General features: G+C 66.8%; 14 protein-coding genes. 12 read left to right on the top strand and 2 right to left on the bottom strand.

The window, feature by feature from the left end:
• Positions 1-33 precede the first annotated feature (33 nt).
• Positions 34-591: a glutathione peroxidase gene (locus KHN93_RS08105; RefSeq protein WP_104559135.1), complete on the bottom strand. Its 558-nt coding sequence runs from the start codon at positions 589-591 to the stop codon at positions 34-36.
• A gap of 134 nt (positions 592-725) precedes the next feature.
• Between KHN93_RS08105 and KHN93_RS08100 the strand changes: the two genes are divergently transcribed.
• The 7 genes from KHN93_RS08100 (at position 726) to KHN93_RS08070 (ending at position 5,222) form a co-directional block, all read left to right on the top strand.
• Positions 726-974 carry a hypothetical protein gene (locus tag KHN93_RS08100; protein ID WP_024939341.1) on the top strand — a complete coding sequence of 83 codons (249 nt, stop codon included), beginning with the start codon at positions 726-728 and terminating at the stop codon, positions 972-974.
• A 2-nt stretch (positions 975-976) separates the two neighbouring features.
• Entirely contained in the window at positions 977-1,339 is a 363-nt protein-coding gene (locus tag KHN93_RS08095; RefSeq protein WP_003483692.1) for a GntR family transcriptional regulator, read from the top strand.
• The gene (locus KHN93_RS08090) at positions 1,336-2,211 is read left to right on the top strand and encodes an ABC transporter ATP-binding protein (RefSeq protein WP_016901534.1); all 876 of its coding nucleotides are present in this window, start codon (positions 1,336-1,338) and stop codon (positions 2,209-2,211) included. The genes KHN93_RS08095 and KHN93_RS08090 overlap by 4 nt, the downstream gene beginning before the upstream one ends.
• Positions 2,208-3,194: an ABC transporter permease gene (locus KHN93_RS08085; protein WP_104559134.1), complete on the top strand. Its 987-nt coding sequence runs from the start codon at positions 2,208-2,210 to the stop codon at positions 3,192-3,194. Before KHN93_RS08090 ends, KHN93_RS08085 begins: the two co-directional genes overlap by 4 nt.
• A gap of 10 nt (positions 3,195-3,204) precedes the next feature.
• Positions 3,205-4,029, top strand: coding sequence for a DUF4097 family beta strand repeat-containing protein (locus KHN93_RS08080; RefSeq protein WP_104559133.1), 825 nt, complete (start codon positions 3,205-3,207; stop codon positions 4,027-4,029).
• A gap of 34 nt (positions 4,030-4,063) precedes the next feature.
• The gene (locus tag KHN93_RS08075) at positions 4,064-4,594 is read left to right on the top strand and encodes a YggN family protein (protein ID WP_104559132.1); all 531 of its coding nucleotides are present in this window, start codon (positions 4,064-4,066) and stop codon (positions 4,592-4,594) included.
• 205 nt (positions 4,595-4,799) lie between these two features.
• A complete protein-coding gene (locus KHN93_RS08070) occupies positions 4,800-5,222 on the top strand; it encodes a hypothetical protein (RefSeq protein ID WP_212579372.1) in 423 nt (140 codons plus the stop codon).
• A gap of 120 nt (positions 5,223-5,342) precedes the next feature.
• Here KHN93_RS08070 and KHN93_RS08065 read toward each other — a convergent pair whose 3' ends face one another.
• Positions 5,343-6,749: a class II fumarate hydratase gene (locus KHN93_RS08065; RefSeq protein WP_047128497.1), complete on the bottom strand. Its 1,407-nt coding sequence runs from the start codon at positions 6,747-6,749 to the stop codon at positions 5,343-5,345.
• Positions 6,750-7,038: 289 nt separating this feature from the next.
• Between KHN93_RS08065 and KHN93_RS08060 the strand changes: the two genes are divergently transcribed.
• The 5 genes from KHN93_RS08060 to KHN93_RS08040 all read left to right on the top strand — a co-directional run bounded on the left by KHN93_RS08060 (position 7,039) and on the right by KHN93_RS08040 (position 13,065).
• Positions 7,039-8,361: a hemolysin family protein gene (locus KHN93_RS08060; RefSeq protein WP_104574107.1), complete on the top strand. Its 1,323-nt coding sequence runs from the start codon at positions 7,039-7,041 to the stop codon at positions 8,359-8,361.
• 36 nt (positions 8,362-8,397) lie between these two features.
• Entirely contained in the window at positions 8,398-9,765 is a 1,368-nt protein-coding gene (purB, locus tag KHN93_RS08055; protein WP_102580983.1) for an adenylosuccinate lyase, read from the top strand.
• A 58-nt stretch (positions 9,766-9,823) separates the two neighbouring features.
• On the top strand, positions 9,824-10,456 hold the full coding sequence (locus KHN93_RS08050; RefSeq protein WP_212579371.1) for a DUF3060 domain-containing protein: 633 nt from the start codon (positions 9,824-9,826) through the stop codon (positions 10,454-10,456).
• Positions 10,457-10,648: 192 nt separating this feature from the next.
• Entirely contained in the window at positions 10,649-12,139 is a 1,491-nt protein-coding gene (locus tag KHN93_RS08045; protein ID WP_212579619.1) for a ribosomal protein uL16 3-hydroxylase, read from the top strand.
• Positions 12,136-13,065, top strand: coding sequence for a GNAT family N-acetyltransferase (locus KHN93_RS08040; protein ID WP_212579370.1), 930 nt, complete (start codon positions 12,136-12,138; stop codon positions 13,063-13,065). The genes KHN93_RS08045 and KHN93_RS08040 overlap by 4 nt, the downstream gene beginning before the upstream one ends.
• The last annotated feature ends 93 nt before the right edge of the window (positions 13,066-13,158 follow it).

The following is a 13,158-nucleotide window of genomic DNA, read 5'->3' as shown; positions in this document are numbered from 1 at the left end:
TCGCATGTGCGCGTGGCCTTGCGAGCGCCGTGCTCAGCGCGACGGCGCGTTGAGCTCGCGTTCGATTGCCGCCAGCACGCTCGGATCGTCCGGTTTGATCTTGCTGGGGAACTGCGCCACCACCCGTCCATTGCGCCCGATCAGATACTTGTGGAAGTTCCAGCCCGGCGCCACACCGGTGGCCTGGGTCAGCCGTTGATACAGCGGCGTGGCCTGTGCACCCAGCACATGCACCTTCTCAAACATCGGGAACTTGACGCCATAGGTCAGCGTGCAGAATTCCTGGATCTGCTTCTCAGATCCGGGTTCCTGCCCCTGGAAATCATTGGACGGAAAGCCCAGCACCGAAAAACCGCGGCTGCCGAAGCGCTGGTTGAGCGCCTCCAGCCCTTCGTACTGCGGGGTGTAGCCGCACTTGCTGGCGGTATTGACCACCATCAGGACCTTGCCGCCGTAGGTACGGTTCAGGTTGATTGGCGCCTTGCCGGCCAGTGGCCGGTAGTCCAGATCCAACACCGGCGCGCCGGCGGGCAGCGCCGAGGCGGAGAAAAAGCCAGCGAATACAACGACCAGCAGACGCTTGAGCAACATGAGCGATCCCTTTCGATAGGTCCGGGCCACCCGCCGACGCGGGGTGCCATCAGTTGGGTATGACAGGCAGTTGACTGCCTGCGTGTCGGTGTTATAGTTGAATACAACACCAGTCATCCAACGCAGGGGAAAGCATGAACAGCACACGCTTCACGCGACCAGCTCCATTGCTGCTGTTCGGCAGCGCCCTGTTCGCCATTGGTTGCCTGGGAGCCGCTTCCAGTCAGGTCACGGAGTCCGGCGCCGATTATGGCGTGTCGGAGGCGGTTACGGAAAACGCGACAACTCCCCCCGAGGCGCGCACCCGGCCCAGCCGGCACCTGCGCGCTTCGCTGTCGATGCCCTATTTCTCCTTCGCGCAGGTTCTGCGCCCACGGAGCTGACCATGAACGACATCCAATGGAGCGACGGCGCTCCCATCTACCGCCAACTCAAGGAACGGGTGATAGCCATGATGCTCGATGGAATCCTCAAGCCTGGCGACGCCCTGCCCTCGGTACGGCAGGTGGCGGCCGACTACCAACTCAACCCCATCACCGTCTCGCGCGCTTATCAGGAACTGGCCGACGAGAACCTGGTGGAGAAACGCCGCGGCCTGGGCATGTTCATGACCCCGGAGGCCGCACAGAAATTGCGCGGCAGCGAGCGCGAGCGTTTCCTGAATGAAGAATGGCCCGCAGTGCTGGAACGCATCCAGCGCCTGGGACTGTCCATCGACGATCTGTTGCCACAGGGAAAAACACCATGACCGCCGTCTCCTCCGACCATGTGGTCGACGCACGTGGCCTGCGCAAGGCTTACAAGCATCGGCTCGCGCTGGACAACACCAGCTTCACCATCGCCGCCGGGCGCATCGTCGGCCTGATCGGCCCCAACGGCGCCGGCAAGACCACTGCGCTCAAGGCGGTGCTGGGGCTGACCGATTTCGATGGCGAACTCAGCGTGCTCGGCATGGATCCGCGCACCCAGCGCAACGCGCTGATGAACGAGGTCTGCTTCATCGCCGACGTGGCGGTACTGCCGCGCTGGCTGCGGGTTGGCGAGGCGATCGACTTCGTCGCTGGGGTGCATCCGCGCTTTGATCGCGCCAAGTGCGAACGCTTCCTGGCCAATACGCAGCTCAACCGCAAGTCGCGGGTGCGCGAACTGTCCAAGGGCATGATCGTGCAGCTGCACCTGGCGCTGGTGATGGCCATCGATGCCCGCATCCTGGTGCTGGACGAGCCCACCCTGGGCCTGGACATCCTGTATCGCAAGCAGTTCTACCAGCGCCTGCTGGAGGACTACTTCGACGAGCAGAAGACCATCATCGTCACCACCCATCAGGTCGAAGAGATCGAACACATCCTCACCGATGTGATGTTCATCCGCGATGGCCGCATCGTGCTGACCGCCGACATGGAAAACGTGGCCGAGCGATACACCGAAGTGCTGGTGGGTGCCGAGCATCTCGACGCCGCCAGAGGCCTGCAACCGATCGACGAGCGCAGCCTGCCGTTTGGCAAGACCGTGATGTTGTTCGATGGCGTGCCGAAAGCGCAGCTCGCCCGTTTTGGCGAAACCCGCAATCCCGGCCTTGCCGACCTGTTCGTTGCGGTCATGAAGGGGACCTACGCATGAATGCACTCACCCACCAAGCTTCTCCCGCACGCACGTTCGGCTGGCTGCTCAAACGCGAGTACTGGGAACACCGTGGCGGTTTCGTCTGGGCGCAGATCATCACCGGCGGCATCGCGGTGTTCTTCGCGCTACTGGGCGCGGTGATCGGCGCGATCAGCGCGCGTCGCAACATGATCGGCGACAGCATCACGATGGACGATCTGGCCGAATACACGCGCACCCTGGGCCAGGTCGGCGACGGCCTGCTGCTCGGCGGCATCGGCATCGCCTCGGTGGTCCTGGCGTTCGTGGTGTTCTTCTATTCGCTGGGCAGCCTGTACGACGACCGCCGCGACCGCAGCGTGCTGTTCTGGAAATCGCTGCCGGTGTCCGATGTGCAGACGGTGCTGTCCAAGGCCGCCTGGGCGCTGCTGCTGGCGCCGCTGATCGCCATCGTGATCGGCGTGCTGGTCGGCCTGGCACTGTGGCTGATCGCCATCGTGGGCGCCTCGATCGCGGGCGTCCCCAGCCCCTGGGCCCTGGCGACCCATTCGCACCCGTTCTCGTTGCTGTGGCTGTTGCTGAAGACCGTGCCGATGAGTCTGCTGTGGGCATTGCCGACGGTGGGCTGGCTGATGTTCTGCTCGGCCTGGGCCACTACCAAGCCGTTCCTGTGGGCGGTGCTGTTCCCGCTGCTGGCCTGCGTGATGCTGAGCATCCTCTCGGCGATGCCGGGTATCTCGCTGCCGATCGGCTGGATCTGGTACATCGTCGGCTACCGCGGCCTGCTCAGCGCCCTGCCCGGCACCTGGTCGCCGCGTGCGGTCAGCGGCAACCTCGACAGCAGTGCGATGCAGAACCCCAGCGACCTGGTGCAGTGGGCGCTGCAGCACACCGACAGCGCACGGGTCTACGGCAATCCGGATATCTGGATAGGCGCTGCAATCGGCGTTGCCCTGATCGCCGCCTCCATCTACCTGCGCCGTCGGCGCTCCGAAGCCTGAAGGACATCCCATGCGTCGTCTGCTGAGTCTGGCCATCCTGTTCGCCGTGCCCGGCGCTGCGTTTGCCGAGGAGCAATGCAAGTTCTCCGAACCGCGCAGCCTGGAGTTGAAGCTGAGCGGAGTGAAGTCGGTGCTGTTCGAAGTCGGCTCAAACGACCTGCATCTGGACGCCGCGCCGGGCAACGGCGGGCGTCTGGGCGGCCGCGCCTGCGCCGCCAGGGCCGAGTTGCTCAAGGGCCTGACCGTCACCCAGAAGCGGGTCGGCGACAAGCTGGTGGTGACGCTGGCCGACGACCGCCCACTGCGTATCTCCATCGGCGACAGCTATTCGTACCTGGACCTGCGCGGCAGCGTGCCGGACACGCTGCTGGTGCAGTTCGACGTGGGCTCCGGTGACGCCGAGATCAGCGGCGCTGCCGCCGTGAGTGCCGATGTCGGTTCCGGTGACATGGCCATCCGCCGCACCAAGGGCCGGGTCACCGCCAAGGTCGGTTCCGGCGACATCGAGCTGGAAGAGATGGGGTCACTGCGCGTGCTGGCGGTCGGCTCGGGCGATCTCAAGGCCAGGCAGGTGCATGGCGCGGCAGAGGTCGGCAAGGTCGGTTCGGGCGACGTCAAGCTGCGCGGCGTGGCAGGCAACGTCAAGTTCGGCACGATCGGCTCCGGCGATGTCGACATCGACGATGTGCAAGGCGATGTCGGCGTGGAAGCGGTCAACTCTGGCGCCCTGAGCGTGCACAAGGTGCGCGGCGACGTCAGCGTCGCGCGCAAGGGCAGCGGCGATATCGACGTCAGCGATGTGGCCGGCACCACCCGCGTGCCGACCGACAACTGACCACTGCATTGACCATTCAAGAGGGGGACGGCTAATGAAACTGTTGATTTGTGCGGTACTGGTGGGCGCGCTGCTGGTCGGTTGCGGCAAGTCCGAACCCACGGTCGTGGTGTCGGGCAAGACCAACGCGAACGGGGTGATCTTCAACGGCAAGAGCCTGACGCTCCACCGCGACGGCCTGCCCGCGGCCACCATCGGCGTGGATGGCGCGCTCAGCATCGCCGGCAAGCCGGTGAGCCTGAACGATGCGCAGCGCCAGGCGATGCGCGGCGTCTACGTGCAGATCCAGGGCGTCGCCGATAAAGGCATCGACATCGGCACACAGGGCGCTGCCTTCGGTGCGCATGCCGCTGGGGAAGCGCTCAAGGGCGTGCTCAGCGGCAACACCGACCAGATCGGCGACAAGATCGAAGCGCAGGCGGAAACCTTCAAACACACTGCGATGCAGATCTGCGATCAGCTGGCCAAGCTGCGCAACGCGCAGGACGCCGCCGCGCAACTGGTGCCGGCATTCGCGCCGTACTCGACCCTCAGCCAGCACGATGTCGACGACTGCCGCAAGTAAGCGCAGCCTTGATCGCCGCTGCGCCCACATCGACGGGCGCAGCGGCTGACCGGAACAGGATGGATCGTCACGCCGATTGCTGCGCGCAGGCCAAGCACCCAACATCGGCCTGCGACATCTTGTCAGCCGCGCCATGTGCCGCAGGCGCCGATCGGCTGGCCGGAGCGGGATTACACTAGTGCGCTCCCCTGAACCCGGCGACCCCATGAACAAGTTGGTGATGCTCTGCATGGCGCTCCTGCTATGCGCCCTGACCGCCTGCGGCGACCAGTCGTCGCGGCGCGCCGAACGCGGCAAGCCGCGCGTTGCCATCACCACCCAGTCGGTGATGATCCGCCGCCCACCCGCGGCCAATGCGGAAATCACCCCCGACGGCACGCTGAACATCGACGATATCGCGCTGCCGCAAAAGGAGCCGACGCGCGCCAAGTTGCAGCTGCTGTTCGGGCACCTGCAGATGCTGCGTCAGCAGGCCGTCAACGAGGCTGGCGCGGACCCGGAATACAAGTCGATCAAGCTGACCGCCACGCCGGAGATCCAGAAGCTCAGCGGCGAATTGCTCGATGAAATCCCGTCGCTGCAGCCGTATCGCGAGAGCTTCGGCAACGTGCAGGCCGAGCGGCACTGAGTCCTGGCGACGCCGCGGATTCGCGCAAAGCCATGTAGGAGCGCACCTGGGCGCGACGGGGCGTTGTCGATAAAGCCCCATCGCGCCCAGGTGCGCTCCTACGCACGCACGCTGCGGTGGTCAGCCACCGCCACCCGTGCTGCCGGCCTGGATGCCACCGCGGGTCAGCGCAGCCGGATCCAGCAAACGGCGCAGATCCGCTTCGCTGAGCCCGCTGTCTTCCAGCGCCACGTCCAGCACCGGGCGCTGTTCCTTGTAGGCACGCTTGGCGATCGCCGCGGCCTTCTCGTAGCCGATGATCGGGTTGAGCGCGGTAACCAGGATCGGATTGCGATCCAGCGCCTCGCGCACGCGCTCCTGGCGCACCTTCAACCCGGCAATCGCGCTATCGGCCAGCAGCCGCGCCACATTGCCCAGCAAGTTGATCGAGTCCAGCAGGTTGTAGGCGATCAACGGCAGCGTCACGTTCAACTGGAAGTTGCCGGTCTGCCCGGCCACGGTAATCGCGGTGTGGTGGCCGATCACCTGCGCGCAGGCCATCACGGTGGCTTCGGGAATCACCGGGTTGACCTTGCCCGGCATGATCGAACTGCCCGGCTGCAGCGCCGGCAACTCGATCTCGCCCAGCCCGGCCAGGGGGCCGGCATTCATCCAGCGCAGGTCGTTGGCGATCTTGATCAGTGCCACCGCCAGCGCATTGAGCTGACCGGACAACTCCACTGCATCGTCCTGCGCAGCCAGGCCTTCGAACTTGTTGTCCGCACTCTCGAACTTGAACTTGCTCAAGCCCGACAAGGCCTTGGCCACCTTGCCGCCAAAACGCGGATCGGCATTGATGCCGGTGCCGATCGCGGTGCCGCCCAGCGGCAGCCGCCGCAGGCGCTTGAGGGCATCGTCGATGCGCTCCTGCGCCGAACTCAGCTGCGCCGACCATGCACCGAATTCCTGGCCGAAGGTCAGCGGCATCGCATCCATCAGATGCGTGCGCCCGGTCTTGACCACCTTGTCTAGCCCCTTGCCGCGCTTGTCGATGGTCTTGCGCAGATGCTTGAGCGCCGGCTGCAGGTGTTCCTGCACCGCCAGCAACGCCGACACCCGGATCGCGGTGGGCACCACGTCGTTGGAACTCTGACCGAGATTGACGTGATCGTTGGGATGCACCGCGTCCTTGCCGGCGCGCGTGGCCAGCGTGGCGATCACCTCGTTGGCATTCATGTTGGACGAGGTGCCCGAGCCGGTCTGGTAGACGTCGATCGGAAACTGCGTGTCATACGTGCCGTCAGCGACCTGCAGCGCTGCGTCCTGCACGGCCTTGCCGATCGACTTGGGCAGCAGCCCGAGTTCGGCATTGACGCCGGCCGCAGCTGCCTTGATCAGCCCCAGAGCGCGGATGAAGCCGCGCGGCATCGGCTGGCCGGAGACCGGAAAATTCTGCACGGCACGCTGGGTCTGCGCGCCCCACAAGGCATCGGCGGGCACCTGCAGCTCGCCCATGCTGTCGTGTTCGGTCCTGAAACGTTCGCTCATCTGCACTCTCCGCACATGGTTGGTTTGTGGTGATGGATGGCTGGCAGCGGGCGCACCCACGCTGGCGAGACTGCCTACGATACTCGCTCGCGGCGTTGCGACCGTGTCGTCGCAAGCCGTGGGCTAGACTGGCCAATGATCCATACGAGGTACCACGCCGCCATGGGCGACGACCCTGACTGTAGAAACGCATCGTTTGCGTCTTGCTTGCTTGCACACCGCCCCGGCACTGACGCGCAGCCGCTGACACGCAACGTCACTGCTGTAACGCGGCACGGAGGCGGACGCCATGTTGGGTAATGTGCTGCTGTTGTTCGTCGCATTGCTGCTGGTGCTGTTGAACGGCTTCTTCGTCGCCGCCGAGTTCGCGCTGGTCAAGCTGCGTCACACGCAGGCGGTGGGCCTGGCGCAGAACAACGGTTGGCGTGGGCGGTTATTGCTCGGGGTACATGCGCATCTGGATGCCTACCTGTCGGCGTGCCAGCTCGGCATCACCCTGGCCTCGCTCGGCCTGGGCTGGGTCGGCGAGCCGGCCTTCGCGCATCTCCTGCAGCCGCTGTTCGACACCGCCGGCCTGTCGCCGGAAGCGGCACAGTTCACCGCACTGGCGATCGCCTTCAGCCTGATTTCGTTCCTGCACATCGTGCTGGGCGAACTGGCGCCCAAGACCATGGCGATCCGCCGCCCGGAGCGGATGTCGCTGTGGACCGCCGCGCCGCTCTACGTGTTCTATTGGCTGATGTACCCGGCGATCTGGGTGCTCAACACCAGCGCCAACCGCCTGCTGCGGGTGCTGGGCTGGGGCGATGTGGAGCACCAGTCGCATCGCTATTCGCGCGAGGAGCTGATGCTGATCGTCGGCCGCCAGGATCCCAACGCCGCCACGCCCGATCACGGGCTGGCCCTGATGAGCCATGCACTGGAACTGCCCGACCTGGTCGCCGGCGACCTGATGCGCCCGCGCGAGCACCTGCGCAGCCTGCGCGAAGGCATGACGCTGGAATCGGTGCTGGCCGAGTTCAGCGAGTCGCGCTACAGCCGCTACCCGTGGTTCGACGCCGATGGCGAGCAGGTGCTGGGCATCCTGCATACCAAGGATCTGCTGGTGGCGATGGCGCGCAGCCAGGACCTGGACGATCTGCGCCCGTTGCTGCGCCCGCCCACCCTGCTGACCCTGGAAACCCCGATCCCCAGCGCGCTGGAGCAGTTCCGCACCGGCACCACCCATCTGGCGCTGTGCGTGGAGGACGAGGGCCGTATCCTGGGCTTTTTCACCCTGGAAGACCTGCTGGAAGTGGTCGTCGGCGAGATCGAGGACGAGCACCGCCACGTGGTGCGCGATGCCCCGATCCGCAGCCAGGACGGCTCGCTGCTGGTGGCCGGCAGCACCTCGATCTTCCGCCTGGAACGCCTGCTGGGCCAGGACCTGAGCGCGCCGGACCACGTCAATTCGGTCGGCGGGCTGATCGTGCACCGGTTGCAGCGGCTGCCCGAAGAAGGCGAAACCCTGGAGCTGGACGGCCACGCACTGACGGTGCGGCGCATGGCCGGGCACCGGATCCAGGCCATCACGGTGCGGCCGATCGGCGAAGCCGGCGCCGGGGCGGCGTAGAATACGCACCCCCGCCAGCCTCCCAGTGCCCTGCCCATGTCGGATTCCGCCCTGCTTGCCCTGTCCCCGCTCGACGGCCGCTACGCTTCCAAAGTGGATGCGCTACGCCCGATCTTCTCCGAATACGGCCTGATCAAGGCGCGGGTCAAGGTCGAGATCGAATGGCTGCTGGCATTGGCCGCCGAGCCGGGCATCGCCGAGCTGGCGCCGTTCTCGGCCGCCGCCACCCAGACCCTGCGCCGCCTGGCCGACGACTTCAGCGTCGGCGATGCCGCGCGGGTCAAGCAGATCGAGCGCACCACCAACCACGACGTCAAGGCGGTGGAGTACTTCATCAAGGAACAGCTCAAGGACGATGCGGAGCTGGGCCCGGCGCTGGAATTCGTGCATTTCGCCTGCACCAGCGAGGACATCAACAACCTCAGCTACGGCCTGATGCTGGAGCAGGCGCGCCGCGAGGTGCTGCTGCCCACGCTGGACGGCATTACCGCCAGCCTGCGCACCCTGGCCCATGCCCAGGCAGGCCAGCCGATGCTGTCGCGCACGCATGGCCAGACCGCCTCGCCCACCACGCTGGGCAAGGAAATTGCCAACGTGGTCGCGCGCCTGGAGCGGCAGCGCAAGCAGATCGCCGCGGTCGAACTGACCGGCAAGATCAACGGCGCGGTCGGCAACTACAACGCGCACCTGGTGTCATACCCGGAGCTGGACTGGGCCGGGTTCGCGCAGCGCTTCGTCGAAAGCCTGGGCCTGGTGTTCAACCCCTACACCACCCAGATCGAGCCGCACGACAATGTGGCCGAAATCGGCGACGCCAGCCGCCGCGTCAACACCATCCTGATCGACCTGTCGCGCGACATCTGGGGCTACATCTCGCTGGGCTACTTCAAGCAGAAGCTCAAGGAGGGCGAAGTGGGTTCATCGACCATGCCGCACAAGGTCAACCCGATCGACTTCGAAAATGCCGAAGGCAACTTCGGCATCGCCAATGCGCTGTTCGAGCACTTTTCCGCCAAGCTGCCGATCAGCCGCTGGCAGCGCGACCTCACCGACTCCACCGTGCTGCGCGCGCTCGGCACCGCGTTCGGCCATACCCAGGTCGCGCTGGATTCACTGGCCAAGGGTCTGGGCAAGCTGACCGTCAATCCCGAACGCCTGGATGCCGATCTGGATGCGGCCTGGGAAGTACTGGCCGAAGCCGTGCAGACGGTGATGCGTCGCCACGGCCTGCCCAACCCCTACGAGCAATTGAAGGCACTGACCCGCGGCCAGGGCATCACTGCCGCGTCCATGCAGGCCTTTGTCGAGAGCCTGCAGTTGCCGGAGCAGGACAAGCAGCGGCTGCGGGCGCTGACGCCGGGTGCGTACACCGGGCTGGCCGAACAGCTGGCGCGCGCGATCTAAGCAGCGGTATTCATCCACCGGTATCACGCCCTTGTATCCAGCTGTCAGGAGTATTGCCATGGCATTGCGCGCGCTGCTTTCTGCCTCCCTGCTTGCGTCGGTGGCCTGCGGATTGCTGGCCTGCGGGAAGCAGGCCACTCCCGACTCGCACCCCGACTCCCCCGCTGCCGCGCCGCACGCGCCGGCCGGCGTGGCGGCCGCAGCGGTGCCGCCGGTTCCTTCGGTTCCGTCAGTTCCGAGCATGGACGGCGCCACCCAGGTCGCCAGCAATGGCGAGCGGCAGACACTGATGGTCACCTCGACCAGCGGCACGGTCAGCTGCGACGGCCATAACGTCGATCTGACCGGCCAGAACGCCAATCTGGTCCTCAAGGGTGACTGCGGCACGATCGCGGTACTGGGCCAGCATGCGATCGTGCAGATCGAGCGCGCCGAGGCAGTGCGCATGGTCGGCAACGATACCCAGGTCACCCTCGCCGGCGATGCCGGGACCATCGAACTGTTCAGCCGCACCTCCACACTCAAGGCCGGCCGCATCGGCACGCTGCTGGTGCCGGGCGACGACAACCAGGTACAGGCGCAGGCGATCGCCTCCGCCACGCTGCACGGCCGCGGCAACCGCATCACTCAGCAATCCGGCACTGCGGTGGTCAACGACTACGGCAGCAACAACCAGATCTCCACCCGCTGATCTGCTGACACCGAGACACCCAGCTGCATCCCCGGCCCTGCATGGCCCGGACGCGCACCGCAACCTCACCGCGACACCCGCATGCAAGGCAGCGCATGGCGGGCTGGGCGACAATAAGCCACCTCGCCGGCCGCACCGCGCCGGCCCTCCAGTCGGACCCGTGACACCATGAAAAAGACCCCCGCAAAAAAGATCGCCGCCAGGAAAGGCGCGCCACTGCCCTTCGAGATCCACGCCACCCGCGACCAGCCGCTGGGCATGCCGGTCGAGCGCTTCCTGCGCAACTACTGGCACAAGCACCCGCTGCTGATCCGCAACGCGTTTGCGGACTTCCAGTCCCCGCTGCAGCCCGAAGACCTGGCCGGGCTGGCCTGCGAAGACGGCGTGCTGGCACGCCTGATCAGCCACGACCGCGCCACCGACGACTGGAACGTGCGCACCGGCCCGTTCCAGGAAACCCACTTCCCCGGCCTGCCCGACCATGACTGGACCCTGCTGGTGCAGGACGTGGATAAGTGGGACGCCGATGTCCGCGCACTGCTGGAGCAGTTTCGCTTCCTGCCGCGCTGGCGCATCGACGACATCATGATCAGCTTCGCCGCCACCGGCGGCTCGGTCGGCGCGCATGTCGACCATTACGACGTGTTCCTGCTCCAGGGCCAGGGCCACCGCCGCTGGCAGATCGACGCACGCGCGCAGCAGGGCCGCAAGGCCGCGCCGCTGGCGTTCCGCGACGATGTCGAGCTCAAGCTGCTGCGCGACTTCAAGCCCACCCACGACTGGGTGCTGGGCCCGGGCGACATGCTGTACCTGCCGCCGCTGGTGCCGCACCACGGCGTGGCCGAAGACGCCTGCCTGACCTTCTCCATCGGCACCCGCGCGCCGTCCTCGGCCGAGCTGATCGGCGACTATCTGGACACCTTGATCGCCGATGCCGACGAGGCCGTGCGCTATCACGACGAAGACCTCAAGGTGCCGGCCGATCCGTACGAGATCGACGTCACCGCGATGAACCGCGTGGTCGAAGCGCTCAACGCGCTGCGCATGAACGATCCGGATCGCCTGGGCGACTGGTTCGGCCGCTTCATGACCACCTACCGCGCCTCTGGCGACGTAGTGCCGGCACCCGAACCGATTCCCCGCGAGGCGGTCGAGCAGGCGCTGGAAGAAGGCGTGCTGCTGCACCGTCACCCCTGGTCGCGGCTGGCCTGGCGGCGCGCCAAGCGTGGCGCCACCCTGTTCTGCAGCGGCCTGGAATTCGCGCTGTCGGCCAAGGACGCCGCACGGCTGGCAGCGGCCGAAGAGATCGACGGCGCGCTGTATGCGCAGCTGTCCAACCGTGGCCGCGAGGTGGTGCTGGAGCTGCTGGCGCAGGGCCATTACCAGCGTGCCCACGAGGACGCAGAGCACGACTTCGAGGACATCGACGACGACCAGGCCCACGTCCTGAGCCTGTCGGCCGACCATGACGATGCCGACGAAGGGGCCGACACGCCGGACGCAGACGATGAGATCGACGCCGAAGCCGACGTCGAGCAGGTCGCCGATGCCGCGGACGGCCCGGCCCAGGCTGAGGAGGCCGAACAAGGCGAGGACGCCGACCAGGACGACGACCGCGGACTGGCCGACGACAACGCGGCATCGGACGCTGGCGACGACGACGGGTCCGACCAGCGCGCATGAGTTCCCAGGCCGGGCCGCAGATCGTTTCGCTGGATGCGGCGTCCGACGCCGCAGCCCTGCGTGCGCTGCGCCTGGCCTGCGGCACCGGCAGCACCGACGACAGCGCTGCCGACTGGGACGCCCTGGACCCGCTCAGCCTGCACCTGGCGCTGCGCAGCGAGGACGGCCAGTTGATCGGCTCGGTACGGCTGACGGCGGATCGGCGCATCGACCGGCTCGGCGTGCTGCCGGGATGGCGCCGCCGCGGCCTGGCCGACCGGTTGCTCGCAGCCGCCGTCGCCACCGCGCAACAACGCGGCTGGCCCGGCCTGCAAACCCGCGTGAACACAGACGCCGAGGCCGTGTTCGCACGCCTGGGCTTCCTGCCGGACACCTCTTCCGACCGGCACCCGGCTAGCGCGGCAACGGCGGGCGATCGTCCGGGCAGGCCGCTGCACCGCCGTCTCGACGGCCCGATGGCGGTGGACGACCTGCGCGCGGCCCTGGCCGCCACCACCGGCCTGCTGTGCGCCGCACGCCGCCAGGTGCTGATCTATACGCGGGCACTGGATCCACCGCTGTTCGACAACCCCGCAGTGCTCGATGCGCTGCGCCGCTTCGCCACCGCCCGCCACGACAAGCGCGTGCAGGTGCTGGTGCAGGACACCGCCGCCGCGGGCGCCAACAGCAGCGCGATGCTGCGGCTGGCCCAGCGCCTGCCCAGCGTGTTCCGCTTCCGCGCGGTCAGCGATCCGGTCGATGCCAGCTACGCGTCGGCCTATGTGGTGGGCGATGACGCCTACTACTTTCGTCCAACAGGCCATCGCTTCGACGATGGCGAAACCTGGCTGTCGGGCGCGGCGCGCAGCCGCCAGCTGGAGCGCGAATTCGCGCAGATATGGGAGCGTAGCGCGCTTTGGAACGAACCGCGCGCACTCGGCATCTGAGACCGCAGCGCCCTTCGCACGTAGGCGCCAGGCGGTTGCACCTACCCGTCCGGTCAGCTGGCAGACGCCCCCTCACTAGCGCAAGGGGGTATA

The sequence above is a fragment of the Xanthomonas arboricola pv. juglandis genome, assembly GCF_905367715.1.
Lineage (GTDB): Bacteria > Pseudomonadota > Gammaproteobacteria > Xanthomonadales > Xanthomonadaceae > Xanthomonas > Xanthomonas arboricola.
Note: the sequence above shows the minus strand (reverse complement) of the source record. Positions and strands in the feature narration are given on the sequence as shown.